Origin of the sequence: Burkholderia pseudomultivorans, assembly GCF_001718415.1 — a bacterium.
Classification (GTDB): Bacteria; Pseudomonadota; Gammaproteobacteria; order Burkholderiales; family Burkholderiaceae; genus Burkholderia; species Burkholderia pseudomultivorans_A.
Map to the genome: position 1 here is coordinate 3412647 of NZ_CP013378.1, position 26155 is coordinate 3438801.

Here is a 26155-nt window from a genome sequence, read left to right on the forward strand (position 1 = left end):
CCCCACTTAAGTTCACGGACGCTTCAGCAACACCTGGTCGATCAGCCCGTACGCCTTCGCGTCTTCGCTCGACATGAAGTTATCACGGTCGGTGTCGCGCGCGATGCGCTCGACGTCCTGCCCCGTATGTTGCGCGAGCAGATGGTTGAGCCGCTCCTTCAGGTAGAGGATTTCGCGCGCCTGGATCTCGATGTCGGATGCCTGGCCGCGTGCGCCGCCCAGCGGCTGGTGAATCATCACGCGCGAGTTCGGCAGCGCGAAGCGCTTGCCCTTCGCGCCCGACGCGAGCAGGAACGCGCCCATGCTGGCCGCGAGGCCCATGCAGAGCGTCGACACGTCCGGCTTGATGAACTGCATCGTGTCGTAGATCGCCATGCCGGCCGACACCGACCCGCCCGGGCTGTTGATGTAGAGACTGATGTCCTTGTCGGGATTCTCGCTCTCCAGGAACAGCAGTTGCGCGACCACGAGGTTGGCCGTCTGGTCGTTGACTTCGCCGACCATGAACACCAGGCGCTCCTTCAGGAGACGCGAGTAGATGTCGTACGAACGCTCGCCGCGGCCGCTCGTTTCGACGACGATCGGCACGAGCCCCAGCGCTTGCGCCTCGAAACCCTGCGGCGCGTTCGAAGCAAGCATGTCCAGCAATTCAGCGCGAGTGATCATTCAATGAACCTTGTTCGAATGGAAAATTGAACGGAGGAAGCCGCCCGCTCAATCGCCATATTAATGGCAACCGTGCGCTTGACGTAAAAACGGCGTGCGGGCCGTCGCTCCGACAGCCGGCACGCCGCAAGAGCGACAGTTACGCTTGCGCCGATGCGCTGGCGAGTGCCTCGAAGCTCACTTCCTTGTCCGTCACCTTCGCCTTGCCCAGCACGAAATCGACGACGTTGCTTTCAACGACGAACGCTTCCATCTCGGCGAGGCGCTGCTGGTTCGAATAATACCAGCGGACCACTTCCTTCGGGTCTTCGTAGCTCTTCGCGAACTCGTCGACTTCCGCGCGGATCTGTTCCGGCTTCGCTTCGAGGTTGTTCGCCTTGACCAGTTCGGCCAGCACGAGGCCCAGCTTCACGCGGCGCTCGGCCTGCTCGGTGAACATTTCGGCCGGGATCGGTGCGTCCTTCGCGTTCGGCACGCCGCGCTGCGCGAGGTCCTGACGCGCCATTTCGACGAGGCGCTGCTGGTCCTGCTCGATCAGCGCCTTCGGCACGTCGAGTTCGGAGATCTTCAGCAGTGCGTCCATCACCTGGTTCTTGACGATCGACTGCGTACGACGCTTCGCTTCGCGCTCGAGGTTTTCCTTGATCTCGCTGCGCATCTTCGCGAGATCGCCGTCTTCGATGCCGAGCGACTTCGCGAATTCGGCGTCGATTTCCGGCAGGTGCGGCCACTCGACCTTCTTCATCGTGACCGTGAACTGTGCCGTCTTGCCCGCGACGTCCTTGCCGTGGTAGTCCTCCGGGAACGCCAGGTCGAACGTGCGCGATTCGCCGGCCTTCAGGCCCAGCGCCGCCTTTTCGAATTCCGGCAGCATGCGGCCTTCGCCGAGCACGAACGGGAAGTCTTCGGCCGTGCCGCCCTGGAACGCGACGTCGTCAATCTTGCCGACGAAGTCGACCGTCACGCGGTCGCCGTTCTGCGCCGAGGTGTCCGCGCCGCCGTCGCCGTGCTCGCCGCCTTCGCCGCGTGCGTGGTAGTGCACGCGCTGCTTGCGCAGGATGTCGAGCGTGCGGTCGATTTCGGCGTCGCCGATCGTCGTCGTCGAGCGCTCGACTTCAGCCGTCGCCAGGTCGCCGATCTTCACTTCCGGGTAGACCTCGAAGGTCGCGTCGAACGCGTATGCGTCCTCAGCCTGCTCCTGCTTCGGCGCGAAGCTCGGCTGGCCGGCGACGCGCAGGTTTTCCGCGCGGCTGATCGTGAAGAATTCCTGGCCGATCTTGTCGCTCAGCACTTCCGCCTCGACCTGACCCGCGTATTGCTGCGCGACCATCTTCAGCGGCACCTTGCCCGGGCGGAAACCCGGCATGCGCACGTTCTTCGCGAGTTTCTGGATACGGGCGTCGATTTCCTTCTGCACCGTCTCTTTCGGCAGAGAAATCGTCACGCGGCGTTCAAGCTTGCCGAGGTTCTCAACAACGTTAGCCATGGCTTCAATCGTCCTAAAATTATTCGAGCGAATCGGGTTTTCCTTGCCGTGCCTGCCTGCGGCGCCCCGTGTGTCATACACACGCGCCGCGCCGGAGCGCCACGCCATCCCTGCACGCGCCGGATGGCTAGCGCAAGCGGCTCGGAGCACGGCTTTGGCCGGAAGAATCGACTATTCTAGCAAACAATTTTCATCGCACCGCCAGATCGGCGCGACGGGCGTGCGGATTGCCGTGCCGCCCGCTTTTCGCCCCCGCGTGCGCCCCGCTTCTGCGCCACGCGCATCCGGCGCCGCGCATGGATGGCCGTTATGCCGCGCGCCATATCCACCTGCGCGCGCCATCCTGTAAGCTCCAAATGACAAGGTGCGCCGCCGCTGCGGCGCCCATTCTTCACACCAATCACGCATTCCGGAGACACCATGCCGCAACACCCGTCCGCGCCTGTCGTCGTCATCGCGCCCGATTCGTTCAAAGGCTCGCTTTCCGCCGAGCAGGTCGCGGACGCGATCGCCGCCGGCATTCGCCGCGCGCGGCCCGATGCCGTCGTGCGCTGCTGCCCGATGGCCGACGGCGGCGAAGGCACGCTCGACGCGATGCTCGCCGGCGGCGGCACGCGGCGCGCGCTGCGGGTGGCCGGCGCGTCGCTCGCGCCGCGCGACGCGGCAGTCGGCGTGATCGACGCGCGCACCGCGATCGTCGAGACGGCCGAGGTCGTCGGCATCACCGACCCGGTCGGGATGAGCGTGCCCGTCGACGCGCGCAGCACGCGCGGAATGGGCGAGGCGATCCGCGCGCTGCTCGACGAAGGCGTGCGACGCTTCTTCGTCGCGCTCGGCGGCAGCAGCACCAACGATGCCGGCGCCGGGTTGCTCGCGGGCCTCGGCCTGCAATGCTTCGACGCGGCCGGCCAGCCGGTCGAGCCGGTGCCGGCACGGCTCGCCGACATCGCGCGGGTCGACGCGTCGGCACTCGACCCGCGGCTCGCCGAGACGGAATTCGTCGGCATGTCCGACGTCGACAACCCGCTGACGGGCGCGCATGGCGCGACCGCCGTGTTCGGTCCGCAAAAGGGCGTGACGCCCGAACAGGTCGCGACCCTCGATGCCGCGCTCGGCCGCTTCGCCGACCTCCTCGAGGCCGCGCTCGACCGCCGCGCGCGCGACCTGCCGGGCGCCGGCGCCGCGGGCGGCCTCGGCTTCGCGCTGCACATGCTCGGTGCGCAGTTCGAGACCGGCGCGGAAGTCGTCGCGCGGCAGATCGGGCTCGATGCGGCGCTCGCCGGCGCCGACTGGCTGATCACCGGCGAGGGACGCTCGGACGTGCAGACGCTGCACGGCAAGGCGCCGTTCATCGCCTGCCGCCACGCGCAGGCCGCCGGCGTGCCCGCGTCGCTGCTGTCCGGCGCGGTCGATCCAGCCGCGCTGCCGCGCCTGTCCGAGCATTTCTCCGGCTGCTTCTCGCCGGCGCCCGGGCCGATCACGCTCGACGTCGCGATCCGCGATGCGGCCAATCTGCTCGCCAACGAAGCGGAACAGTTGACGCGCCTGAAATACGGCGCACACTGACCGTTGACCCGAGCGCGCGATACAGGAACAATCGGGCCCGCCCTTTATCTTCAGGATTCGACATGAAAGGCCGACAAGCCGGGCTCGATCAGTTTCTGACCTATCGCCTCCATGCGCTCACGAAGCGCTCCGACCGCGGGATCGGCGAGGTGTACCGGCACAAGCTCGACATCTCGCTGCCCGAGGCGCGCGTGATCGCCGCCGTCGGTGCGTTCGGTCCGTTCTCGATCATGGATCTCGCGCGCCACACCAACCTCGACAAGAGCCAGGCAAGCCGCGCGGCCGAGGCGCTGCTGCGCCAGGGGCTGCTCGAACGCAGCGCCAGCGAGGAAGACGGCCGCATCGTGCTGATCGCACTGACCGCCGAGGGCCGCGCGCTGCACCGCAAGATCATGCCGATCGTGCGCAAGTGGAACGACGGGCTGCTCGCATGCCTGTCCGACAGCGAACGTCAGACGTTCGAGCGGCTGCTCGAGAAGGTCGTCGCCCACGCGACCGAGCGCGACGACTGAACCGGCGCGCGGGTTGCGCCAATTCGCTCCGGCGCCGGAGCGCCGGTCGGTCCGGCGCGTTGTTCAAACGTTTGCGTCGCGGCCATGCCGATGACGCCAGGCCGCCGGATCTGTCGCGGCAGGCACACGGAAATTTATCGGAGAGGAAACGAGTGGCCTGCCTTGCAAGAGCCGGCGGTCGATCCCTCCACGCCGAGCCAGCCGCATCGCGATACGCGCCTCCCTCTCTCGCTACAACCCGCTGTTCGCCGCGCGCTGGCGCAGTAGCCCCAGCACCGCGTCGCAGTACGGCGTCGGCACGCCGAGCTTGCGGCCCAGCTCCGGAAACACGCCGAGGATCGGGCCGATCTCGAGCGGGCGCCCCGCTTCGAAGTCCTGCAGCATCGAGGTCTTGAACGCGCCGAGCTTGCGCGTCACCGCGATGCGCTCGGGACCGCTCATCCCGGTCGACAGCCCGAGCTTCGCGCCGATCTGCGCGGCCTCCTCCATCATCCGCAGCGCGAGGTCCTGCGTGAACGGATCGTCGAGCAGCTGCTCGGCGGTCGAGCCGGTCAGCGCGCTCAGCGGATTCATGTTCATGTTGCCCCACAGCTTCGCCCAGATCTCGGTGCGGATCGCTGGCGTCGACTCGACGTCGAAGCCGCCCGCGGCCAGCGCCGCCGCAAACCGTGCGGTGGGCGCATCGAGCCGCGCGTCGGGCGCGCCGACGATCAGCCGGTTGCCGCGCCCGCGGCGCACGATGCCCGGCGCATCGGTGCTCGACGACAAATGCACGACACAGCCGATCGCCTGCGCGGGCGGCAGCGCGGCCGACACCGCGCCGCCCGGATCGACCGCTTCGAGCGGCACGCCGGCGAGCGGCCCCGCGAGCCCGTGGGTAAACCACCACGGCAAGCCGTTCATCGCGGCGACGATCACCGTGTCGGGGCCGACCAGCGGCGCGATGCGCGCGGCCAGCGCGGGGAGCACCTGCGCCTTCAGCGCGATCACCACATAGTCCTGCACGCCGAGCGCGGCCGCGTCGTCGCTCGCATGCACCGGGACCGACGCCGCGGCGCCCGCCTCGTCGATCACGCGCACGCCGTGCGTGTTCAGCGCATCGAGCGTCGCACCGCGCGCGTACGCGCTCACGCTCATGCCGGCGCGCGACAGCGCAGCCGCAAGCAATCCGCCGATCGCGCCGACACCCACCACCGCCGCACGCACCGACCCTGAATTCGTGTCGTTCATGATCGCCTTCCGTCTCCTGGAAGTTGACGAGCATAACGCTCAATGGTTGCGGATACAACTATTAGCCGATGCGGAGCCGCACCGCTGCCGCGTGCGCGCCGCTCAGCCCGGCGCGCGATCGAGCGCGGCCGGTTCGTCGTCGGCCGCGTCGGCCGTCGCGCCGAGCACGCCGGCGATCTGGCTCTTGTCGTGCATGCCGAGCTTGCGATACGCGCAGCGCAGGTAATGACGCACGGTCGTCGGCGAGATCGCCATCTGCTGCGCGACCTCCTTGTGCGAGCGTCCCGCGCCGTAATAGCGGATCGCCGCCAGCTCACGCGGGCTCAGCCGGTCGAGCAGCGAGCGCGGCCGTGCCTCGAGCTGGAACAGGCCGGCGACCGGCACGCAGCGGATCCGCAGCGCGTCGCCGACGAACGGCTGCGCGCACTGGCGCCGCAGGTGCGCGACGAGCGGCTCCGGCACGCGCGGGCCCGTCCACGCCGGCCATTCGGCCCGCAGCACGTCGTCGAAGCCGTGATCGGCGTGATGCAGCACGCCGAAGTTGTCGCACAGCGCACGCGCCGCGGGCGCCAGCGTGTCGGCGCGCTCGCGCGTGAGCTGCGCCGCGCGGTTGATCGTCAGCGCGGCGGCCAGGTGCGGAATCACCTCCTCGAAGCGCTGCGCGTCCTCGTCGCTGAACGGCCGGTTCAGGCCCTGACGATAGATCGACATGAAGGTCGTCAGGCCGAAACGGCGATCGAGCGTGCACACGCACATCAGCTGCGCCAGCCCGTACTTCACGCACCAGTCGCGAAACCGCGCATCGAGCCCCGGCTCGACGACCGACAGCCGCACCGCGCGGCCATGCGCGCCGCGCAGCGTGCGATGCGCGAGCGGATCGCAATCGCGCACGCGCTTCCAGTCGCCGAAGAACGCATGCGGCAGGCGGTACAGGAAGCTGTTGTGCATCACGGGGCCGGTCGGCAGATGCGTCGCGACGCCGGTCCACGCGGCATCGAACGGAATCAGGGCCTGCAGCAGCGCAAAGAAGCGGCATTCGAACTCGCCGATGCCGGACTGCGCGGCCACCGCATACAGATCGAGCAGCATCAGGCCGAGTTCGCGCCGCGATGCGTCGCCGCGCGCGACGCCGTCGAAGTCGGCGCGGCGGGACGGCAGCGGCGGCCATGCGGATTCGTCGAGCACGATCGCCGCCGGCACGTCGCGCAACGCATCGACATCCTGCCCGATATCCGTCGTGATCCTCACTTTCCGCTCCCCTGCCCGTTCGGGCCGCTGATGCGCGCAACGCAGACCGGCCGATTATAGCGAGCGGCTTTTTTGGCGGGCCGCTGCGCCGGAACCGGCCACAACCCCATCCATTTGAACGGTGCGCGACGCGTTGCTGCTGCGCAGCACGGCTGCCGGCAACGCGCCGGCGCGCTCGCCCCGTGCACCGCGGGTTTTCCGCAGCGTTCATCTGGACGACTGTTCGCGGTTTTTCCTGCTGCGGACACTGCGTCGCGACAACACCAACGACACGTCGATGCAGGACGGTATGGAGAACCCCACGTGACGAAATCCCGCTTGACCCGCACGGCCGCCGCCGCGGCGCTGGCCGCATGCACGGCCGCCGCGCACGCGCAGTCGACCCTCACGCTGTACGGCGCGCTCGATGCCGGCGTGCAGTACCTGACGCACGCCGACGGACGCCATTCGGCCGTGCAGTTGCAGAACTACGGCATCCTGCCGTCGCAGCTCGGACTGAAAGGCAGCGAGGATCTCGGCGGCGGCTGGCGCACGCTGTTCAAGCTCGAACAGGGCCTCAACCTCAACGACGGCACCGCGACCGTGCCCGGCTATGCGTTCTTCCGCGGCGCGTATGTCGGCGTTGCCGGACCGGTCGGCACCGTCACGCTCGGCCGCCAGTTCAGCGTGCTGTTCGACAAGACGCTGTTCTACGACCCGCTGTGGTACGCGTCGTACAGCGGCCAGGGCGTGATCGTGCCGATGTCCGCGAACTTCATCGATCACTCGATCAAATATCAGTCGCCGACCCTGGCCGGCTTCGACGTCGAGGCGCTCGCCGCGACGGCCGGCGTCGCCGGCAACACGCGCGCCGGCCGCGTGCTCGAACTCGGCGGCCAGTACGCGAGCAACGGTCTGTCGGTCAGCGCGGTGCTGCACCAGTCGCACGGCGACGTGTCGGCGGCCGACGACACGTCCGCGCGCCGCCGCGAACTCGGCACGCTCGCCGCGCGCTATGCATTCGCCGCGCTGCCGCTCACCGTCTATGCGGGCGTCGAGCGCCTGACCGGCGATCTCGATGCGGCGCGCACGATCGTCTGGGGCGGTGCGCGCTACCTGACCTCGAACGGCATCGGCCTGAACGCGGGCGTCTATCACACCGACTCACGCACACCGTCGATCGGTCACCCGACGCTGTTCATCGCGAGCACCACCTATGCGCTGTCGAAACGCACCGTCGCGTACGTGAACCTCGGCTACGCGCGCAACGGCGGCCAAAGCTCGCAGACCGTCTACGAATACGACCCCACGCCGCTGGCCGGCGCCTCGCAGTTCGGCGCGATGGTCGGCATGTACCACCTGTTCTGAACCCTCAGCGAGACCCGCCATCATGAAGACCCTTTCCCCGGATGCCGCGCTGCCGCCCGACGCGCGCGCGTCGACCTTCGCCCGCAGCACGCTCGTCGCACTCGTCGTGTTCGCAGCCATCACGCCGCTGCTGTTGCTGGTCGCGCCGGCGGTCGCCGGCCAGCTCGCGACGCAGCTTGGCTTGTCGGCGTCGCAGATCGGCACGTACTTCTTCGTCGAACTCGGCGCGTTCAGCCTCGCGACCGTGCCGTCGTACCTGTGGCTCGGGCGCGTCGACGCGCGCCGCGTCGCGGCGTGCGCGATCGCGCTGTTCGGCGCGGGCAACCTGCTCACCGCGCTGTGGATGCCGGGCTTCGGCGCGCTGCTCGCGCTACGCGCGGCGACCGCGCTCGGCGGCGGCTCGCTGATGGTGCTCTGCATGACGAGCGCGGCGACCAGCGAGAACAGCGACCGCGTGTACGGGCTGTGGGTCGTCGGCCAGCTGATCGCCGGCGCGATCGGCCTGTTCGTGCTGCCGCACGTGTTTGCCGCGTTCGGATTGCGCGCGCTCTACTTCGCGCTGGCGGCGCTCGCGCTGGGCGCGGCCCCGCTGTCGCGCGGCTTTCCGGCGTCGCTCGGCGCGCGACCGGCAGCCGCGCAGGCCGCACGCGGCGCCGCGACGCACACTCCGTCCGCATGGGTCGCGCTCGCGATCGGCGCGGTGCTGACGTTCTATCTCGCGATCGGCAGCGTCTGGACCTTCGCGAGCCGCGCGGCAACCGAAGCCGGGCTCGATCCGCAGTCGACCGGCAACGTGCTGGCGATCGCGAGCGTGATGGGGATCGCCGGCGCGGCGCTCGCATCGTGCGCGGGCGGCCGGCTCGCACGGCGCGCGATGCTGGCCGCCGGCTACGCGCTGCTCGCCGCGTCGCTGGTCGCGCTCGCCGCGCTGCCGCATCCGGGCGGCTTCAGCGCGGCGATCTTCGCGTTCAAGTTCGCGTGGACCTTCGTGCTGCCGTTCATTCTCGCGACCGTCGCGCAGATCGACGCGTCGGGCCGCCTCGTCGCGACGCTCAATTTCGTGATCGGCGCCGGCCTCGCGGCCGGCCCGCTGCTCGCCGGGCTGATGCTCGACGCGGGCGGCACGATGCACGCGCTGTTCGCGGCCGCGACGGCCGTCGCGATCGTGTCGTTCGCCGCGCTGCGCCATATCGACCGGCGCGCGCACGCGTCCGTTTCCTCCCAACCGTAACGGGTCTCGCCTATCCATGAATCGCACCGCATTCTTCACCGATGAACGTACCTTCTGGCATACCGGCGGCACGCACGCGCTGTTCTTCCCGGTCGGCGGCTGGGTCCAGCCGCCGTCGAGCGCGGGCTACGCGGAATCGCCCGATTCGAAACGCCGCTTCCTGTCGCTCGTGCAGGCGTCGGGACTCGCCGCGCAGCTCGACATGCGCGGCGCGGAACCCGCGACCGCCGTCGACCTGCTGCGCATTCACCCGGCCCATTATCTCGATGCGTTCCGCGCCCTCAGCGACGCGAACGGCGGCGACCTCGGCGATCTCGCGCCGTTCGGCAAGGGCAGCTACGAAATCGCCGCCCTGTCGGCCGGCCTCGCGATCGCGGCGGTCGACGCGGTCGTCGGCGAGCGCGCGGCCAATGCGTTCTCGCTGTCGCGCCCGCCCGGCCATCACTGCCTGCGCGACCGCCCGATGGGCTTCTGCCTGCTCGCCAACATCCCGATCGCGATCGAAGCCGCGCGCGCGAAGCACGGCATCGAACGCGTCGCCGTGATCGACTGGGACGTGCATCACGGCAACGGCACGCAGTCGATCTACTACGACGATCCGGACACGCTGACGATCTCGCTGCACCAGGATCGCTGCTTCCCACCCGGCTACAGCGGCGCGGACGATCGCGGCGAAGGCGCGGGCGTCGGCGCGAACCTGAACGTGCCGCTGCTGGCCGGCAGCGGCGACGATGCGTATCGGCATGCGTTCGAGCGGATCGTGCTGCCGGCGCTCGATCGCTTCCGTCCCGAGCTGATCGTGGTGGCGAGCGGGCTCGATGCGAGCGCCGTCGATCCGCTTGCGCGGATGCAGCTGTACACCGACAGCTACCGCTTCATGACGCGCGCGCTGAAGGAGGCCGCGCAGCGTCACTGCGGCGGGCGGCTGGTGATCGTGCACGAAGGCGGCTATTCGGAGGCCTACGTGCCGTTCTGCGGGCTGGCGATCGTCGAGGAACTGGCCGGCGTGCGCACCGGCGTGACCGATCCGATGCTCGATCTCGCGATCGCGCAGCAGCCGGGCGAACGGTTCGTCGCGTTCCAGCGCGCACTGCTCGACGAACTGGCGGAGTCGTTCGGGTTGTAGCGCATCGACGATGCGGGGCCGGCCAGCGCCGGCCCTTGCGCGATCCGCGCAGATGCGGTTTCCTGTGTCTTTGACCCCGACCGGACCCGAGGCCGCACTCTTCCGATGAAATCGTCCCCGCGCGATAACAACAATGCCGATGCCGACAAAGCGCACCGTCAGTCTTCGACACTGATCCCGAATCTCGTCGCCGTGCTGGCCGGCATCGTGACATTTGCGATTGGCGCGGCGTGGGTGATCCACAGCTGGATCGTCGATCGCGAAGCCCAGTATTTCGCGATTCCGCTGGTGTTCTCGGTGCCGGTGATCGTCGCGGTCGCGATCCGGAGTTTCTGGGATTAGGTGCGCTTCAGCTTCAATGACAAAGCGCCGCGGTCTGGCGACACGCGGCGCTCGCTGTCGAGCTTGATATCAGGCCGGCGGCGGTGAGTTCCGCCCTTCCGCTGCGAATCGCTCACAGGCCGGGACGCGCATACGGATTGGGTGCTGCGCCCTGATATCCGCCTGTGACGAGGCCCAGCGCGGTGCCGGCCAGTGACGTGCCGATTGCCTTCAGCGCCGTGCCCTCGCCGGCCCGTACAGGCCCGCTGGCCGGAAAGAACCGTCACCAACGAAAAAAGCGCTGCGGTCGATCGACCGGCAGCGCTTTTTCATGCACGGTCCCTGGCCAAGGCACGTGCGACTTCTGGTGCTGAGGCCGGAACCACATTAACGGCGCTGTGCCTTTATGGCATTGACATTCCGTGAGTTCGTCTTCTGCGGATGCCCCCACATATGCCCCTTGAGCAAGTTGCTGCGTTTCGTGCAGCGATTCGATTCCCAACCGCTCAAGGAGAAGTGTATGTATCGCGCAACAAAAATGGCAACCATCGCCGCCATCATTGCCCTCCCGCTTGTGTCCTGCACGAGCGTTACGCAACCGTCGGCAATCGGTGTCGGCGGCATCTGGAATACCCAGGACCATCAGGCCATCGGCGGCAACGGCGGCAGCACCGGCAATGTCGGTGGCCGTGGCCCGGCAGGGAACGGACGGGGCGCCGCTTCTGGTGGCATGGGCCATGGCCGCGGATGATGAAACTCTACTCGACGTCAGATGTCGCGGGTTCAATCCGTAAAGCGTTTGCCGACTTTACTCACGTACTCGTGAATCGCGGCTACACAACGATCAAGCCGGTGTTCTTCAAAAGCGCGTCGATCGCCGATCTTCCGGTCTACGTCTGGGCGTGGTGGGATCGCGCGAGCGACGGGCAGTTGGCGAGGTGGCGAGACAACGGCGGTGTGTTGCTAGATCGCTACACTTATTCGGATCGTGCCGGACCGGCGGACGTGCTCGTGTTCGTAGAATGCCCAATGACTATGGGCAGGCTGACCCGCTCTTACGCGCATACGTCCGAGTACACCGTGATCCCGGTCCCGCACACTTGGCGGGTCCATGACGAATGCATCGACCTCCGCACACCGAGCGTCGAAGACCTGCGCGCGATTTGGAGCGCATGCCGAGGGCAGCGGATGACCGATGAGCAGTTGGAGGTCAAGACTGGCATCCCGCGTCAGCGTGTTACCTACATGCGCAAGAGCTTCACGCCCGCCGAGGAATGGGAAATGCGTCCACGGCTGCCACCCGACGCACCCGGCTTATCGCCCGCATGGGACTGGATCGGATGCGGCCGCACAGAGTTGAAGAAGGCTGTCCGAGAGGAAGGTCACAAGGCCGCCGTCAAGGAGATGGCTCGCCTCGGACACATCTCACTGACCAAGTGGCAAGTCTACCGAAGCGAGGAGCCAGATTGGGACCTGCTCGACCGCAAGCGCAAAATCGCTATTGCCGATCTGGCCGAAGTTCGATCACTCGTTGAGTCGCTTCCCGACCATCTTCAAGCTTGACCACGGTCTGGCGGATCTCTTTGATCCGTGGAGCGTTCTGGTGATAGAGCTGGTTGAGCTCTGACAACGCCAGGTCGATTTCTCGGTCTCCCACTGCGCGCTGCTCCCCGCCCCTCAGCGCAATGGCGGCCTGCAGCTTCACCTTCGCCATGGCAGCACTGTCTTTGTGGTCCATCGTCGCCAAACCGTGAAGTTCCTCGAGGCCCACCACCTTGTACGCGCGCGTGAGATCAGCGATACGAGCCTCGAACTGCTCGCTGCTCATCCGGGAATAAGCGGGATCGACCTTGACCTTCTCGATCGCTGCGGCGAATCCTTGAAGTCCGGCAGATGCGCGGATATAACCGTCCAGTTCGTGAGCTGTACAGTCGAGTGTCGACGATGCCAAGAAGATGTCCCCCTTGGCTTCCGTCAATGCGGTCCTAATCGAATCCTCAGAAATCAGGCCGGCGCGCATGGATCGCCTCACTTCTTGCTCCGCTTCCGTTCCGGCAAGCCCTTGACCGACTTGCCGTGCTGCGCCTCGGCGAATTCCTTCCCGACCTTCTTCGGGATACCGATCTTCGACCGGCCCTCGGCCGCGGCGTGCATCGCGCGATTCTGCGCTTTCGACTTCATCGGCATGACGTCCTCCTGATAACACCGAAATCACATGAGCACGCATACAGAGGCCGACCGCACGCACCACAGTCTATGCTCGGTCTCTTTCTGGTAAGCGCCCATAGCCCGCGGGAACGGTCTTTCATCATGTCAGTACCCCAACCCTTTCGCGTAACCCATGGCCTGCAGTTCGGGAAGTTGCTTTTTCAGCCGGCCGACGCCGATGTCGGTTCGGTAGAACGGGCTGTTCGGGATCTTCACCTTCTTGATCGCGCTGTAGGCCGACCGCCGCGCGCCGGTAATCGTCTCACCGGTGCCCGTCGCAATCAGCACATAGTCGCCGGCCGTCACCGGGCCCGGCAGGTCAACCACCTTGCCGTTCACCTCGCGCGGCGCGACGCCCATCATCACCTCGGAGAAATGCAGGCGCTCCGTGTCCTCGGCGCCGTAGATCGGGATCCCGCACAGCTCCTTGTTCGTGATCTTCGAATACGGGAAGTCGGGCAGCGCCATCAGCACCGAGACGCATACCTCGTCCATGCGGATCTTCAGCGTGTCGCGGCCCTGGATCTTGTCGGCCATCCACTGCGCCGGGTCGCCCTCGATCAGCGCGGTCAGGTTGTGGCGGATCGGCCAGCCGTCGCGCATCGTCCACTCGAGCGGATATGGGCCTTTCCCGTCGGTCGGGATCATGCAGTTCACGTCGACGTAGCCGACATACCCGATCCGCTTCAGGTGCTCAGTGGCCGGCTTGAGCACCTCGTCGGCCAGTTTCGACTGCCGGACGACGCGCACCGTGGTGCCCATCTCGCCGGTGTTCACGCCGAGGTCGCCGTTCATCAGCTTCTTGTTTTCCCAGTTCTCGACCCAGCCGCGCGACCACCCGTCCGGACCGAAGAAGCCGCCCACGGCCATCTCGATCCCGCTGATCTTCTCCTGCAGGATGAAGCCGTCTTTGCGCGCCGCCGACCGGTACTTGTCGATCTTGTTCCAGCGACCGAGCATGTAGACCATGTCCGCGGCGCTGTCGGCCACGTAGGACATCGCGCGCTCGCCGTCGCCGGACGGCTTCGACACGAATGCCTTGCCCTCCTTCTTCACGTAGGCGATCGCGGCCTCGTAGTCGTGGAACGTCTTGCCCGGGATGATGCGCATCCCGCACTCCTCCATGACCTTCTGCCCCGCCTCGCGGTCGAGTTCCCACTCGACCGCCGCCAGGTTGCAGCCGTAGATCGGGTAGCCGATCCGGCGGTACGGCTCGAGCATCTCGAGATAGCTGACGTTGTCGGGCGTATAGATCAGGTCGGCCCAGCCGAGCCACTTGCGGCGCAGCTCGTCGTAGTCGCGGATCTTCGGCACGATGCCTTCGCCCGCGTGGCGGTCGGTGCCGTCCGGGCGCGGCTTGTCGTACCAGAGGACCTGATGCCCCCACTCCTGGCAACGCATCAGCCAGTCGAGGCAGTTCGAACCGACGTCGATCGCGAGAATTCTCATGGTCTCGGGGGGCGTTGGATGAGCAGGTCGGTCACTTCCGGACCGAAACGGTTGTACGCTGCAGCTGCGGGGGCAGTAAGCAATGCGGTCCCGCCGGCCGCCATCGTCCCGACCGGATGTGTGAGCAGGTTCTGCATGAGCGTGCGCTCGGCCGTCCCGCTGGAAGGCTGCTCTTTCAGGAAGCGCTGCCCGATGTCGGCCAATGTGCCGAGATCTCCGGCAGCGCCGCGCGCCATCGCCGACCGACCGGCCTGATTCCGCGTCACCGCGCCCAGCAACGCCGCCGGGGGAATGCGGCCGGTCGGCGACTTCGCGACGAGCGGCTCGAGTGTCTTACCGACCGCATACTGGCGGCGTGCCGTGTTGTAGCGGTCCAGATCTTCCGGGCTGAGCTGGCCGACAAACGATTCCTGCAGGTCGTCCTGCAGGCCGGACAGCGCGTTGCGCAAATCACCGTTCTGTGTGTTGCGGATCTGTGTGTTCAGCCGGGTGTTGATCCGGCGGAACGCTTCGCCGGGCAGTACGCCACCCTGCGAACGGTCGGTGATCTCGTCGACGTAGCCGCGGACCACGCGCTCCACGTCGCCCGTCTCGTAGCGCTGCGCCTCGGCAACATGCCCGGCCAGGCGATTCACCAGGTCCTCGTTGAACGGCACGTCGTGGCTGCCGGCAATCTCCCCGATCGTTTCCCCGGCCCGCGTCATCGCGCGGTTGAACACCTGCCGCGTAAGCCGGTTTCCCTCGCCCCCCAGCAGGTAGACGAGCTGGTGATTGAACATGTCCTGGTTGAAGTCTCGGTTGCTCGCGATGAACGGGTTGTCCTGGGCCATTTCTCCCGCATAGCGCAAGTATCGGTTCCCATAGACCTGATCCGGACGAAGACGAAAACCCAAGGTATGGGCCTGTCGCGCCAGCTGCATCGTTTGAGGATCGATGTCCGGCAACCCTTGCACGGCACCCCGCGCAGCCGACCGGGCACCGCGGCCCACTGCATTCGCACCCGCGCGCGCCGCCCCGGTCGCGCCTTCGCCCATGCCCCGTGCGGCGGTCGGTGCCTCCGGAATGCGTGCGATCATGGGCGACTCGATCGGCATGCCCTGCAGCGCATGCGAGAGCCCCGAATTGCCGAGGCTCTCGAGCACGTCCCTGCCGGTCTGCGTGCGCGGCTGGTATGTCAGCTTGTTCGCCAGCTCGGCGCCAGCCTTCTCGCCCTCCTGGATGCCCTGTTGCGTGCCGAATTTGCCGCCAGTCAGCGTCTTGCCGATGCCGTACGCCGCGCCCACGGGAGCCGCGATCGCGCCGGTAGCGGCCGACAGACCCGCCTCGCCGAGACCGAGCAGCCGATCGGCAATGCCGTCGGCGTGCTTCGATGTCATGGGCGGCGCGCCTGTATCGCCCGGAAGACGTTCAAGAGGCGGAACAGTGCCGCGCGACGACGCCGATGCAGCGCCTCCAGCTGAGCCAAGTCGCTGTTGGAGAATTGCAAACGCCTGCTCTTTCGTAGCGCCGTCAGGGCCCTGCACGTCATAGGTCTTTCCGTCCGGGGAGGTGAAAGTGAACGTGGGCATCAGTGCTCCTGCACCGACCAGCCGGCCGGCAGACCACCAGACGGGGGTGGCGGATTCGCCATCGGCTTGCCGCGCGTCACTGCTTCGCGGAATTCACTCCGGACCTGCCCCGGCGACTTCTGCGCTGCCGCCATCTCGCGCTTCATCATCGAAATCACCGACTGATACTGCTCGGGCGTCTGCGCGGTGTTCAGCATCTCGCGCGCGTGTTCCTTGTCGCTGACCGTCGGCGTGCCGCTCGGCGATACCGCGCGCGCATAGGCGTTGATCAGCGAGTTCGTCGCGGCGCCGAACGCGACTATCTTCGGGTCGCCGGTGTTCGTCTCATAGGCCTGCAATGCGCGGTTGGCCGGCACAAACTGCGTGCGCGGTACGGCACGCGATGCGTCCGACGCAATGTCGGCGAACTGGTCAGCCTCGTTGACCGCCATGCCGGCCTGCGCCGTGCGAGTACCCAGCGCGCGCTCGCCGGACTTCACCCCCTCGAACTCGGCGACCGATGCCGCGACATCGGCACCGGACATGCCGCGCGCCTGAGCTTCCTTCCGGACGGCATTGCGCAGCGCGACCAGGTTCTTCGAACCCTGCGCGCCGCGGCCGAGGTTTTGCAGCACCGTGCGGTCGCCCGCCAGATACTGGTCTGCCATGAATTTCAGATCGTCCGGCCCCAGCGCCGAATTGGGGTCGCCCTGCATGCGCGCGTTCAGCGACTCGCGGTGCATCGCGAGCATTTCCTGGCGAATCATCATCGAATCGGCGTGAGCCTGCTCGCGGTCTGCGCGGTTCAGCGCATTGTCCTGGGCGCGCTGACGCAGCGCGTCGTAACGCTCCTGCAGCTGCGCGATCTGCAGTTCACGTGTGAACTGTTGCTGGATCTGCGCGGCCTGCTGTTTCGCCTGCGAGTCGAGGATCGGGGTCAGCTGCTGGAGGCCAGCCATCAAGTCAGCCCCCGATAGCCCCTGATCCTTCAATACCTTGACCGCGCTCTCGAGCGAGAGCGGCCCAGGCGCTTGCTGCGTCGGACCGGGGGCATTCGACGGCGGCGCAGGAATTTGCGGCGGGGTGGACTGAGCCGGCGAGCCCGCGCTCGGCAGCGGGCGGAACGGCGCGACACCGGGTTGCGGCATCGCCCCGCGCACGCCCCCGGGAGGGATCGGCGGTCGATTCACTTGTCCGGGGATCGGGCCTGAAGGAAGCGGCACGCCAGCAGCGGCCGATGGTTGCGCAGGAACGGAAGGCTGTCCGGGGTTCGGGGCCTGCGGCGGGGGCGGCATCTGCGCAGGCTGCCCCTGTTGCGTGAGCAGCGAAGGAAGCGCATTGCCGGCGGCTTCGAGCGCGGCCTGCTTCCGCTGGCGGTCCTGCTGCTCCGCCTGAAACTGTGCGAGCTGCAGCATACGCAACTGGCGTTGAGCGGCCTGCTGCTCAGCAGCCTGCTGATACTGGAGGAAGTAAGGGAGCCCCGCAAGCCCTGCCATGTCTCACCTCACATCGTGAACCCGTACGAGTTCCCGCCGCCCGAATAGTACGGGTTCGACGTGAACGCGCCGCTGAAGTCGCCACCTCCGAACGAACCGGTGGTGCCGTTGAAGAAGTTTCCGAAACCGCCGGCGTTCTGGATCGCATTGCCGAGGCCGGAAATGCCTTGCGACACCATGCTGCCGAGCGCGCCGGCACCCTGCGACTGCGCCTGAAACGGCACGGATTGCGCGCCAGCACCATAGTTCATGTACGGGATGATCGAGCTCATCAACCCTTCGGCCGGACCGTAGATATTCGAGTTCAGGAATGAACCGTACGTGTTTGCCAGCGATCCGGGCATTCCAGCAATCGTCTGTGCGGTGTTGTACGGCGTCGAACCGCCGGCGAGCGTGTACTGTGGTGCTTGCGTCAATGCATTGCCGGCCGCCTGGCCGTAGCTGCCGGCTGTGTTCGCGGCGCCAGTGTAGGCCTGCAGGCCCTGCGCCGCGCGCGCGAGCTGGTTGTTCTGCCAATCAATGTTGAAGTTCGACAGCGCCTGGTTTGCCACGCCGGCGCCAGCGGCAGACGAGCCTAGGCCATACATCGAGTTGTTCGCATTGACCTGCTGTTGTACGTTGTTCAGCGTACGCTCGTAAAGCGCATTCTGCGGGTCCAGTCCCATCTGGAATACGTTCTGGCCTGCGTTCAGCAGGTTGCCCTGCGTCATCAGATCGAGATTGCCGAGGCTGGTCAACGCGTTGCCGGCGTTCGTGTACCCGATGCCGGCCTGGTTTGCTGCTGTCTGGTATGCACCACCGTAAGCGTTGTTCGCGTTCAATCCGCCGTACAGCGATTGCAACCCATATTGACCCAGGTTGTTACCGCCATAAATACCGCTGATATTCGAAAGCAGGCTCTGCCACGTTTGGTCTGCCGTGCCAAGTCCGGTCGGAGTGTAATAGGACGGGCCGCCACCGCTTACGCTGGGCGATGAACCACCCGACACTAGCCCGCCGACAATGGGGGCGGCGATAGCTCCTGCAACAGCAAATGGCATAGTCTCACCCCTTCATCAGCGTTTCCGGATCCGCCACGCTCTCCGCGTGAATGCAGAGCCACGTGAGGTCCGTGAGCGCGGTAATGCGGTGTGCGCGACCGGCCTTCACCTCGAGCATGCACGGCCCGTGCATCACGCTCAGCTCACCCTCGATGTCGAGCATCGCCGTACCGTGCGCGAGATAGCTCAAATGGCCGTAGTCGTGCACGTGTTTCTGCACTTCCTCGCCTGCGCGTAACGTCTGCTCGCGCGCGTACACACCGCCAGCCGTGAAGTGATGTTTGATGGTCATTTTTCGCACCGAATCGACACGATCAACGTGATCCGATCGTCGTCGCCTTCGTTGACCACTTCGTGCTCCTTCGTGTTGTCGAAATACCAGACCTCACCGGGGGCCATGATGACGCGCTCTTCCTCGACCCGATTCCAGCACTTCGGGTTCGTCTGCAGCGGCACGTACAGCTTCGTGTTGTAGTGCCGAACATGCCAGCTATCATCCGCGTGCGGCAGGATGCGTCTGCCAGCCGGCACCTTCGTTATGAGGATGCCGCCTAGGCGCGTGCCCTCGACGCGCGCCATCAGGCCGAACACGATCGGACGAACCTGCGGCAACGCATACCATTCGGGGTAGAAGACCGCGTCGTGTGCGTCGTTGAAGCCGGTGTAGTCGCCCGTTGCCTTATACGGCTTCTCGTCGTTGTACCGCAGCCAGATGTCGGAAACGTCGGCGTGCGGCGAGCCGTCTCGGTCCGTTCTGAACGTGTGTCGATTCCACAGGCCCGGCTGTCGCGCGATCGCGAGCAGCAAGGGGGCCGTGTCGATGCCTGCGCCGATCCGGATCAGGTTGTTCATTGGACGCCCTTCACCTGCTGGTAGACATGCATGCCGCCCAGGCCCAGCATGCCGATCGTGATGGTCGCGAGCTGCGTGAGGTCGAGCGGCGGCAGGTTCAGCGGATGACCTGCGATCGCCGCGCACGCGTTCATCAACGGTTCTACGACGAAATTGTAGGCATACCCGGCGACGCACACCCAACCCATCCCGCCGCGCCAGTGCTGCAACGGATCGCTGCTCTGTGCCTCGGCCTGGTTGATCTGCATCTGGCCGGTGATCTGCGCGAGCTCGCCCGTTTGCTGCAGCTGAAGCAGCTGCAGCTTCGCCGCGGCAGCCTGTGCGGGGTCCGGCCAGACGCGGTCGATAATCTTCCCGACGACGTCGGAAACTGCGGAAATCGGATCGAGGAATCCCATCACGCGGCTCCCTTCAAAAGGTTATTGGCGATGCGGTTCGCCCATCCGTGGCTGAATGCCGGCCAGTTATGCAGGTCAGCGAGATACTTCAACCGGTACGCGAGAAAGCGCGAGACGACGCGCAGCGGATCCGTCGCGTTCACCTTGGCGATCGTGACTGGGCCGATTCGGCCGTCGGGTTCGAGACCCGCTGCCTGCTGCAGCCACGTCACGGGCAGGCCACCGTTGTACGCGGCGTCGAATACCTGGAAAGCCACGCGCGGGTCGAACTGGTCGCAATAGTACGGATCCCAGTAGACCCGCTTCGCGATCTGCTTGGCGATTTCCTGCGAGAGGGCGTGCATGTCGCCGCCATAGCCGTGCGCACGCGCGACGCGGGCCGTGATGCCCCACATCGTCTCGCCGCCCGGATCCGCCGGATTGTTCGAGTACCCGCCTTCGTTGCCCATGAGGGCGATGAAGGCATCGTCGAAGCTGCTCACAGCTTGCCCACCGCGTGCAGAATCTGCTCGACCTTCTGCTCGGCGGTGGCCTCAGCATCCGTGACGATCGACGTCACGCGCGCTTCGAGATCGGTGAGTTCTTTCGCTGTGTTGCCGAGGCCCACGATTTCCTCGACCTTATCGACAAAGGCGCGGCCGTCGTTTGCGAGCGCCTGGAAACGTGCCTCGATGGCGGATTTGATCGCTTCGAGCATGAGCTTCTCCTAGAAGAACTTCTTGAACCCACCGCCAGCGCCGTACGCGGCAAGGGCGACGAGGGCGTACATGAAAACCCGCCACGCCAGACCGAGGACGCCTCGACCGACGTTGAGCTGGAAACGCTGGGTGATGCCGCTTTCGATTTGCTCGGCGATCGCCTTGACGTCGTCTTCGGTGAGTGTCCGGTTTCCCATGTTTTCCCCGATAGTTATGCGAATTGTGGTTTTGTTTCCCTACATCATTCGAATTCGTAGACGATGACGACGCCCGCCGCCCCGTTGAGGCCGGCTTTGGCTGACTGCGAAATACCGTTATTGGCGCCCGCACCACCGGCCCCATATCCAGTTGCTGCCGACACGTTGAACGCCGAACCGCCCTGACCGATCGGATTGGATCCGCCATCGCCCCCGATTGCGTTGCTCGGGAGCGAAAAGGCCGCGGCGCCATTGCCCCCCGCCGTCGAAAACAGGAAGCGCCCGGTTCCGGATGGCGCTGCGGCGCCAGCCGTCTGCGGCGCAAACACCGAGGTCGACGCAGCGGTTACGGCGGAACCGGGGGCCCCACCTGGGCCTCCAGGGCATACCAGCAGCGCACCGAAACTCGTTTGGCCGCCAGCCCCACCGGTTCCGGCGGATGCCCCCGCCCCGCTGGCCCCGATCGTCACGGTCTGCGTGACGAGACCCGAAGCGATGAAGATCTTTCCGTACGCCCCCGACGACCCGCCGGCACCAATCGCCCACTGGCCGGAGTTGGTGGCCGCGGCTCCGCCGCCGGCTCCGCCGCCGCCCACACCTTCGACGATCGCCTTCGTTGCACCGGTCGTCGGGGTATAGGTTCCGGATGCCGTCAGTACCTGAATACCAACCAACGAGCCCGGGGAAATCGAGCCCGCTGCCATCGCGTTGGCATTGACCTGGTTCACGATGAAGTTCAGGTCCGCCATGACCTGCGACGCGTCGGCGGTCGTACCGTTTTGCAGGTTGGCGGGAAGCGTTCCGATAATGCCCATGGTTACCCCTGGTTTGTGTACCCGGCGTCCTGATACCGTGCGTAGAACGTGCCGATCTGGACTTCATTCGTCGGTGTCACGGTCACGTCGAGCGACATCTTCTGGAATACGAGAGCAATCGGCCACGGGATCGTGTAGACGTGCGGAATGCTGGTGTTCGATGACCAGTTCGCGAGACCCCACGTGAACGCCCCCCAGACCGATCCTTGAGCGGGCGTTTTTACGTATGCAGATGCGATCGTGTTGTTCTGGTCGTTCAGCGCGGTCAGGTTGAAAACGACCTGGCCGCCCGTCGATCCCAGTTCGATCGTCGACTCGACGACCTGCAGCTGCTGCATGTGCCCGGTCTTCGGGAAGTCGGATGAGCGCAGGTGACTGAGGAAAGCCGTGCCCGCATCCTGATACGTCGAGTTCGACGTCGGTATGGTCGTACTGACGAACAGCGCGGCGCCCTGCGCTGAACTCGAAAGCACGAACCCTTCACCGTATTGCGACGCGCAGTCGTAAATGAACGAGTGCGGGCCGGTCCAGCGCTTGCGCCGGATGTCGTACCAGTAATCGTTCGTCTGTTGCTGGCCCTGGATCAGTGTCGGCACGCATGTGCGGTAGATGTTTCCCGCGAACGATGCGGCAATTCGTGATGGCTGCGTGGTGTTCTGGAAAGGCACCTGCAGGTCGGCCGGAAAGTCGGTTCCCGGTCGGCTAGACAGAGGCACCAGCGTGCCGAGGAAGTTCAGGATGTACGGCGCGTCGACGCCCGCAAAGAAGATGCCGAACGGGCCCTGCACGACGCTGCGCGGCGATATACAGCCCGTCGTCAGAGAAATGTAGTTCAGCGCCAGGTTGTTCGTCGTGGGGTCGCCCGTGACCTGCCAGACCTGGTTCGCCTTGAAGATGACCAGCGCGCCGATGACACCGGCCGTCGTCGTCTGGATCGGCAAACCCGACTGCGCGGTGATCGGCGTCGTATCCCCGATCGTGACGGCCTGCGTCGCGTTCGTGCGCGTGAGCGGCGCGAGCGGATCACTGAACTGCAGCGTGTTGCCGACGGCGAACCAGGCGCGGTTGTTGAAGTTCGCGACCGACGTCGGAACGCCAGTCAATCCGTTCGTGGCCAGATTCGAAGACGCCCACGCTGGCGCGGCGGGGTTCGAAATGTCGATAACGCCGAAGAAGTTCGTGCCGCTCCCGCTGAAGCCTGGGTGCGTGATAAGAATCTTCGTGCCGACGACCGCCATCGTCGGTGGCGTCCATGCGCCGGTAGTCGCGGGGGACGCCGGCACGTTCGACGACGTGACGCCGCTGATCGTGATGAACGAATTCGTCGCAAGGTTGTACGCGAACGGCTCGTCGAACCCGGGGTTGCGCCCGCTCGACACCATGCCGTACGCAACATTTCCAATCACGGTGTGCACCGACACGAACGTCGGCGACGTGAAGCCGCTGAACGTCGTCGCAGCGTTTCCGACGCCCGGACGTGCAACGACAATTTCCGGATTACCCTGGTCGAATACGAGGTTGCTCAGTAGCTGGCAAGCGCCGGCGAAAGCGTCCGTAGCATCGAATGCGTCACAGAGCCCTTTCGGCGTGAACCGGACCGGCTTCGCATTGCGGATCGCCATGGCCCTAGTCCGTGATCTTCGTCGGCTTCAGCGTGCGGTTCGTGTGGAAGCGCCGCGGATCCAGCCGCACCGACTTCACGACCTGCTGCTCGTCGCCCTCCATGATCAAGTGCGTGCGCAGCATTGCCTCGCACTGCGCCCGGAACGATTCCTGACGAACGTCATCCGTCTCGCCCATCAGCTCGGCGGCGGTGGCCTTGATCAGGTAGTTCTGGTCCGGGAACCACGGAATCGTCGTCGACGTTTCGGGTGTCGTGATGTCCGGCTGCTTGACCATGTACCGATGCGTCAGGACGATCTGCCCGGACGACTGCGGATAGATGAACAGCTGACCCGCCGAGTTGTTGGCCTGAGCCGTCGTCTCGTCGTACAGCAGCGTCATGAACTCGTACGGGTAGTTCGCGATCGAAGGATCCTTGAACTCCTGATCCCACTCTTCCGGCGAAATCGGGTGCAGGAAGTACGGCAGGTTGTTCTGCTGGAAGAACAGGTCGTACGTCCGCAAATAGTTCAACGGCAGCGTGAACGGTCCGTAGTTGTTCGCCTGCACGGTAACGAATTCAGTGACCCGGTTGATCTTCAGGTCACGATGCAGCCACAGGTCCTCCAGGACCATGTTCAGATAGATGCCGCCTTGCGACAGCCATCCCGGCGCCTTGGCGATCGCGCAGGCGCGCGCGACGATCTGCTGGGCCTGGAGGTAGGCCATTTCACGCCCCTGTGCGCGCGTCGGCGATCTTCTTGCGCGCCTTCTCGAGCTCGGCCTCGATGCCCTTCAACTGCTGGGGTGCGTTCTTCAGGTTCGCCTGCTCCTGGCTCGACAACGCCTTCGAACCGGCCTTGCCAGCCGTTTTCGCGTTGTGACGTTCCAGCAGATCGGCATACGCGCGCGCGACGTCATCACGCGCCTTTTCCCACTGTTCGATGTGGGCTTCGAGGACGGGGATTTCGAGCAGGCGTTGCTGGCGCTGGAGCGCCTCGCGCACGGTATCCATCCTGGCGTCGAGCGACGCCTTGTCCTCGCCCTCGACCAGGTAACCGCTGGCCGAGAGCTGCGCCTGGTTCGGCGCCGGGAGCGTGATCGTGAAGTTTCCGATCACCGTTGCAGCCGTAACTTCCTGAGAGGCTTGCGACATGGTCTTCCTTTCGGGGGTGGAGAATTACTGACGCGCCCAGGCCGGCACGGGGCCGCCGCCGAGCACTTTGTTCTGAGCCTGCCGATACGGGTTGAATGCGTGGCCGTTGATGTCGTTTTCGTGCACCCAGGTTCGCGCGACCATTTCCTTGATGGAGCGCAGGGTGTCCGTGTCGAACTTGTACGTGTGGCCGTGCAGATACGGCGTGCCGTTGATCTTCAGGTGCTCGCCGCCGCACGGCGCGAGATCGATGCGATACCACCAGAGATCCGTCTCGCCGTCCTCGGCCTTACCGGCATAGCGCTCGACGACGCCCGACGTCAGGAGCGCCGACTGTGCCTGTGCGGAAAGGCGTGCCGATTCTTCCTCGGCGATGTCCTTCGCCGCGCCGAGCTTGGCGTTTTCGGCTTCGAGCGCCTTGATGCGCTCGAGCAGCGCTTCACGGCTTTCTTCTGCCGGCGCACCGCCAAGCAGTTCGTCGGCGTCAGCCGACTCGGGAGCCGGTTTCCCCGGCTCCTGCGAGTTACGTGCGGCCATCAGTTACTCCTTACGGGGTGGTCACGGTACCGCCTTGGTAACCCGGCGCGAAGGCGGAGCCGCATTCGACGCGGGCCAGGAAGGCCGTGTTGAGCAGGATCGAACCGTAGAACACCTTCCACGACACGACCCGGGTCTGGTTCAGCGGATCCGACTTGTCGGCGCCGGTCAGGTAGTGGAACTCGGGGTTCTCGAGCAGCACCTGGCCGTAGCTGTGGTTGCCGATGAAGATCACCGGGAACACTGACACGCCGTTCGCAGGGGCGGCCGGCGGCGTCTGCGTGACGCCGATTCCGGTCAGCGTGACCGTCTGGTTCGGTTGCAGCTGTGTCGCCTGGCCGGCGAGCACGCCGGTCACCGGGACGCCGTTGCCGATCGCCGTTGCGAGGTTGGCCGGGTTCGCGGTCGTCCCGATGTACACATTGAACACGTAGTTCGGGAACGACGGCAGGGTCACCGAGATGGAGCCCGTCGGGCCCGTGACTGCGATCGACGACGACACCTGATAGATCGTCTGCTCGACCGACGTCAGCGCCGGTGCGGCAGTGACCTGGATGTAGTACGTGCCCGTCGCGAGCTGACCGCCCGACGTCGACGCCGTGCCGTTGATCGCAGCCGCACCGGTCCAATACGGCATCATGTTGGTTTCGCAGTAACGGATGCCGCCGAAGTCGCCCAGCTCGTTGTTGTAGAGCCGATTGACGTCGCTATATGCCCAGGCTTGCTGGACCGATGCGTTCTCGCGCATGTCCTGCGCCGAGAACGGGCTGATCAGCGCGACGTAGTGCTGCTTGACGCGCGGTATAGCCGACGGATCGCGGTACGCGCCCGCCTCGATCATCATGTCCTCGCGCTCGTCGCCGTTGAAACGCGGCACGCCGTACGCGGCCATCGAGGCGAACAGGCGGTTCGATTCGTGCGGCGACATCACGTTCGACGCCGTCAGCGCGGCGCGGTTGGCAGCACCGCCGGCATAGTTCACCTGCGGCGCGGACAGCAGCGTGTTGAGCGTGTTGCGCTCGAGCGTTTCGGGCATCTGCAGCGAGACCAGCTCACACGCTTGCTGGAACAGCGGATGCTTGATCGTCAGGTTCGCCACATCGGTGATGATGACGCGATCGCCCCATTGCTGCGCGGTGGCGCTGACTTGCTGCAGCGTCATCGCTTCACCCGGGGGCGCGACGCCTTCCTGCAGCGGCGCGTACGGCAGCGGCAGGCGCTGGTAGCGCGATGCCGTGTATGTCGTGCCACGGTTCGTGTCGAGCTTCAGCGGCTTGCCGAACTGGTACGCAACCAGTTGGCGACGCGCCAGCGGCTCGACTTCTTCCTGGATGTACGCTTCGACGTCAGCCGTGAAACTCGACGACTGGTTCGTCACCCCCGGAAACATGAGGCCCGTCAGGAGGGCCAGAATTTTCGTCAGCATG

General features: G+C 65.9%; 31 protein-coding genes. 9 read left to right on the forward strand and 22 right to left on the reverse strand.

The annotated features are described in order from the left end of the window. Positions 1 to 12: 12 nt before the first annotated feature. On the reverse strand, positions 13 to 666 hold the full coding sequence (gene clpP, locus WS57_RS28035; RefSeq protein WP_006408392.1) for an ATP-dependent Clp endopeptidase proteolytic subunit ClpP: 654 nt from the start codon (positions 664 to 666) through the stop codon (positions 13 to 15). Between the two features lie 139 nt (positions 667 to 805). Then, entirely contained in the window at positions 806 to 2152 is a 1347-nt protein-coding gene (tig, locus tag WS57_RS28040) for a trigger factor (protein ID WP_009695113.1), read from the reverse strand. A 420-nt stretch (positions 2153 to 2572) separates the two neighbouring features. Between tig and WS57_RS28045 the strand changes: the two genes are divergently transcribed. Then, positions 2573 to 3718: a glycerate kinase gene (locus WS57_RS28045; protein ID WP_059481156.1), complete on the forward strand. Its 1146-nt coding sequence runs from the start codon at positions 2573 to 2575 to the stop codon at positions 3716 to 3718. A 62-nt stretch (positions 3719 to 3780) separates the two neighbouring features. Beyond that, the gene (locus tag WS57_RS28050; protein WP_009687486.1) at positions 3781 to 4230 is read left to right on the forward strand and encodes a MarR family winged helix-turn-helix transcriptional regulator; all 450 of its coding nucleotides are present in this window, start codon (positions 3781 to 3783) and stop codon (positions 4228 to 4230) included. Positions 4231 to 4461: 231 nt separating this feature from the next. Here the strand turns inward: WS57_RS28050 and WS57_RS28055 are convergent, their stop codons facing one another. Both WS57_RS28055 and WS57_RS28060 read right to left on the reverse strand, forming a co-directional pair. After that, positions 4462 to 5460 carry a 2-dehydropantoate 2-reductase gene (locus WS57_RS28055; RefSeq protein ID WP_059601992.1) on the reverse strand — a complete coding sequence of 333 codons (999 nt, stop codon included), beginning with the start codon at positions 5458 to 5460 and terminating at the stop codon, positions 4462 to 4464. A gap of 102 nt (positions 5461 to 5562) precedes the next feature. Continuing rightward, entirely contained in the window at positions 5563 to 6708 is a 1146-nt protein-coding gene (locus WS57_RS28060) for a helix-turn-helix transcriptional regulator (protein ID WP_040127584.1), read from the reverse strand. Positions 6709 to 6829: 121 nt separating this feature from the next. Here WS57_RS28060 and WS57_RS28065 point away from each other — a divergent pair, with 121 nt between their 5' ends. The 7 genes from WS57_RS28065 to WS57_RS36320 all read left to right on the forward strand — a co-directional run bounded on the left by WS57_RS28065 (position 6830) and on the right by WS57_RS36320 (position 12296). Continuing rightward, positions 6830 to 7015: a hypothetical protein gene (locus tag WS57_RS28065; protein ID WP_009690775.1), complete on the forward strand. Its 186-nt coding sequence runs from the start codon at positions 6830 to 6832 to the stop codon at positions 7013 to 7015. Next, the gene (locus tag WS57_RS28070; protein ID WP_059512775.1) at positions 7012 to 8055 is read left to right on the forward strand and encodes a porin; all 1044 of its coding nucleotides are present in this window, start codon (positions 7012 to 7014) and stop codon (positions 8053 to 8055) included. The genes WS57_RS28065 and WS57_RS28070 overlap by 4 nt, the downstream gene beginning before the upstream one ends. A 22-nt stretch (positions 8056 to 8077) precedes the next feature. After that, complete coding sequence (locus WS57_RS28075) at positions 8078 to 9286, forward strand: MFS transporter (RefSeq protein ID WP_059512777.1); 1209 nt, start codon at positions 8078 to 8080, stop codon at positions 9284 to 9286. Positions 9287 to 9302: 16 nt separating this feature from the next. Further along, the gene (locus WS57_RS28080) at positions 9303 to 10412 is read left to right on the forward strand and encodes a class II histone deacetylase (protein ID WP_059512779.1); all 1110 of its coding nucleotides are present in this window, start codon (positions 9303 to 9305) and stop codon (positions 10410 to 10412) included. Between the two features lie 105 nt (positions 10413 to 10517). Then, positions 10518 to 10754, forward strand: a complete 237-nt coding sequence (locus tag WS57_RS28085; protein ID WP_009689837.1) for a hypothetical protein — start codon at positions 10518 to 10520, stop codon at positions 10752 to 10754. Positions 10755 to 11193: 439 nt separating this feature from the next. Beyond that, positions 11194 to 11484 carry a hypothetical protein gene (locus WS57_RS37315; protein WP_155774349.1) on the forward strand — a complete coding sequence of 97 codons (291 nt, stop codon included), beginning with the start codon at positions 11194 to 11196 and terminating at the stop codon, positions 11482 to 11484. Further along, the gene (locus WS57_RS36320) at positions 11484 to 12296 is read left to right on the forward strand and encodes a hypothetical protein (RefSeq protein ID WP_081337701.1); all 813 of its coding nucleotides are present in this window, start codon (positions 11484 to 11486) and stop codon (positions 12294 to 12296) included. Before WS57_RS37315 ends, WS57_RS36320 begins: the two co-directional genes overlap by 1 nt. On the opposite strand, the gene WS57_RS37320 is transcribed toward WS57_RS36320, so the two are convergent. The 18 genes from WS57_RS37320 to WS57_RS28170 all read right to left on the reverse strand — a co-directional run bounded on the left by WS57_RS37320 (position 12232) and on the right by WS57_RS28170 (position 26154). Further along, positions 12232 to 12753, reverse strand: a complete 522-nt coding sequence (locus WS57_RS37320) for a hypothetical protein (RefSeq protein ID WP_155774350.1) — start codon at positions 12751 to 12753, stop codon at positions 12232 to 12234. The genes WS57_RS36320 and WS57_RS37320 overlap by 65 nt on opposite strands. Before the next feature lie 8 nt (positions 12754 to 12761). Further along, a complete protein-coding gene (locus WS57_RS37325) occupies positions 12762 to 12920 on the reverse strand; it encodes a hypothetical protein (protein WP_155774351.1) in 159 nt (52 codons plus the stop codon). Positions 12921 to 13046: 126 nt separating this feature from the next. Then, on the reverse strand, positions 13047 to 14390 hold the full coding sequence (locus WS57_RS28095) for a hypothetical protein (RefSeq protein WP_069245137.1): 1344 nt from the start codon (positions 14388 to 14390) through the stop codon (positions 13047 to 13049). Next, positions 14387 to 15958: a hypothetical protein gene (locus WS57_RS28100; protein ID WP_155774352.1), complete on the reverse strand. Its 1572-nt coding sequence runs from the start codon at positions 15956 to 15958 to the stop codon at positions 14387 to 14389. The genes WS57_RS28095 and WS57_RS28100 overlap by 4 nt, the downstream gene beginning before the upstream one ends. Next, complete coding sequence (locus tag WS57_RS37330) at positions 15958 to 17433, reverse strand: hypothetical protein (protein ID WP_155774353.1); 1476 nt, start codon at positions 17431 to 17433, stop codon at positions 15958 to 15960. The genes WS57_RS28100 and WS57_RS37330 overlap by 1 nt, the downstream gene beginning before the upstream one ends. An 8-nt stretch (positions 17434 to 17441) precedes the next feature. Continuing rightward, positions 17442 to 18473 (reverse strand): hypothetical protein, encoded by a 1032-nt coding sequence (locus WS57_RS28110; protein WP_155774354.1) that lies wholly within the window; start codon positions 18471 to 18473, stop codon positions 17442 to 17444. Positions 18474 to 18477: 4 nt separating this feature from the next. Then, on the reverse strand, positions 18478 to 18765 hold the full coding sequence (locus WS57_RS28115) for a hypothetical protein (RefSeq protein ID WP_069245141.1): 288 nt from the start codon (positions 18763 to 18765) through the stop codon (positions 18478 to 18480). After that, entirely contained in the window at positions 18762 to 19280 is a 519-nt protein-coding gene (locus WS57_RS28120; RefSeq protein ID WP_167361745.1) for an aspartyl/asparaginyl beta-hydroxylase domain-containing protein, read from the reverse strand. The genes WS57_RS28115 and WS57_RS28120 overlap by 4 nt, the downstream gene beginning before the upstream one ends. A gap of 41 nt (positions 19281 to 19321) precedes the next feature. Next, the gene (locus tag WS57_RS28125; protein WP_069245143.1) at positions 19322 to 19723 is read right to left on the reverse strand and encodes a 3TM-type holin; all 402 of its coding nucleotides are present in this window, start codon (positions 19721 to 19723) and stop codon (positions 19322 to 19324) included. Beyond that, positions 19723 to 20205 (reverse strand): glycoside hydrolase family 108 protein, encoded by a 483-nt coding sequence (locus WS57_RS28130; protein ID WP_069245144.1) that lies wholly within the window; start codon positions 20203 to 20205, stop codon positions 19723 to 19725. Before WS57_RS28130 ends, WS57_RS28125 begins: the two co-directional genes overlap by 1 nt. Then, complete coding sequence (locus WS57_RS28135; RefSeq protein WP_069245145.1) at positions 20202 to 20420, reverse strand: hypothetical protein; 219 nt, start codon at positions 20418 to 20420, stop codon at positions 20202 to 20204. Before WS57_RS28135 ends, WS57_RS28130 begins: the two co-directional genes overlap by 4 nt. A gap of 9 nt (positions 20421 to 20429) precedes the next feature. Further along, on the reverse strand, positions 20430 to 20618 hold the full coding sequence (locus WS57_RS28140) for a hypothetical protein (protein WP_069245146.1): 189 nt from the start codon (positions 20616 to 20618) through the stop codon (positions 20430 to 20432). Between the two features lie 44 nt (positions 20619 to 20662). Then, positions 20663 to 21433 carry a hypothetical protein gene (locus WS57_RS28145; RefSeq protein ID WP_069245147.1) on the reverse strand — a complete coding sequence of 257 codons (771 nt, stop codon included), beginning with the start codon at positions 21431 to 21433 and terminating at the stop codon, positions 20663 to 20665. 2 nt (positions 21434 to 21435) lie between these two features. Continuing rightward, a complete protein-coding gene (locus tag WS57_RS28150) occupies positions 21436 to 23055 on the reverse strand; it encodes a hypothetical protein (protein ID WP_069245148.1) in 1620 nt (539 codons plus the stop codon). Between the two features lie 4 nt (positions 23056 to 23059). Further along, positions 23060 to 23764, reverse strand: coding sequence for a hypothetical protein (locus WS57_RS28155; RefSeq protein WP_048806070.1), 705 nt, complete (start codon positions 23762 to 23764; stop codon positions 23060 to 23062). Position 23765: 1 nt separating this feature from the next. After that, the gene (locus WS57_RS28160) at positions 23766 to 24191 is read right to left on the reverse strand and encodes a hypothetical protein (protein ID WP_155774355.1); all 426 of its coding nucleotides are present in this window, start codon (positions 24189 to 24191) and stop codon (positions 23766 to 23768) included. Between the two features lie 24 nt (positions 24192 to 24215). Further along, positions 24216 to 24728 carry a hypothetical protein gene (locus tag WS57_RS28165; protein ID WP_069245150.1) on the reverse strand — a complete coding sequence of 171 codons (513 nt, stop codon included), beginning with the start codon at positions 24726 to 24728 and terminating at the stop codon, positions 24216 to 24218. A gap of 10 nt (positions 24729 to 24738) precedes the next feature. Then, positions 24739 to 26154: a N4-gp56 family major capsid protein gene (locus tag WS57_RS28170; protein ID WP_069245151.1), complete on the reverse strand. Its 1416-nt coding sequence runs from the start codon at positions 26152 to 26154 to the stop codon at positions 24739 to 24741. Position 26155: the final 1 nt, after the last annotated feature.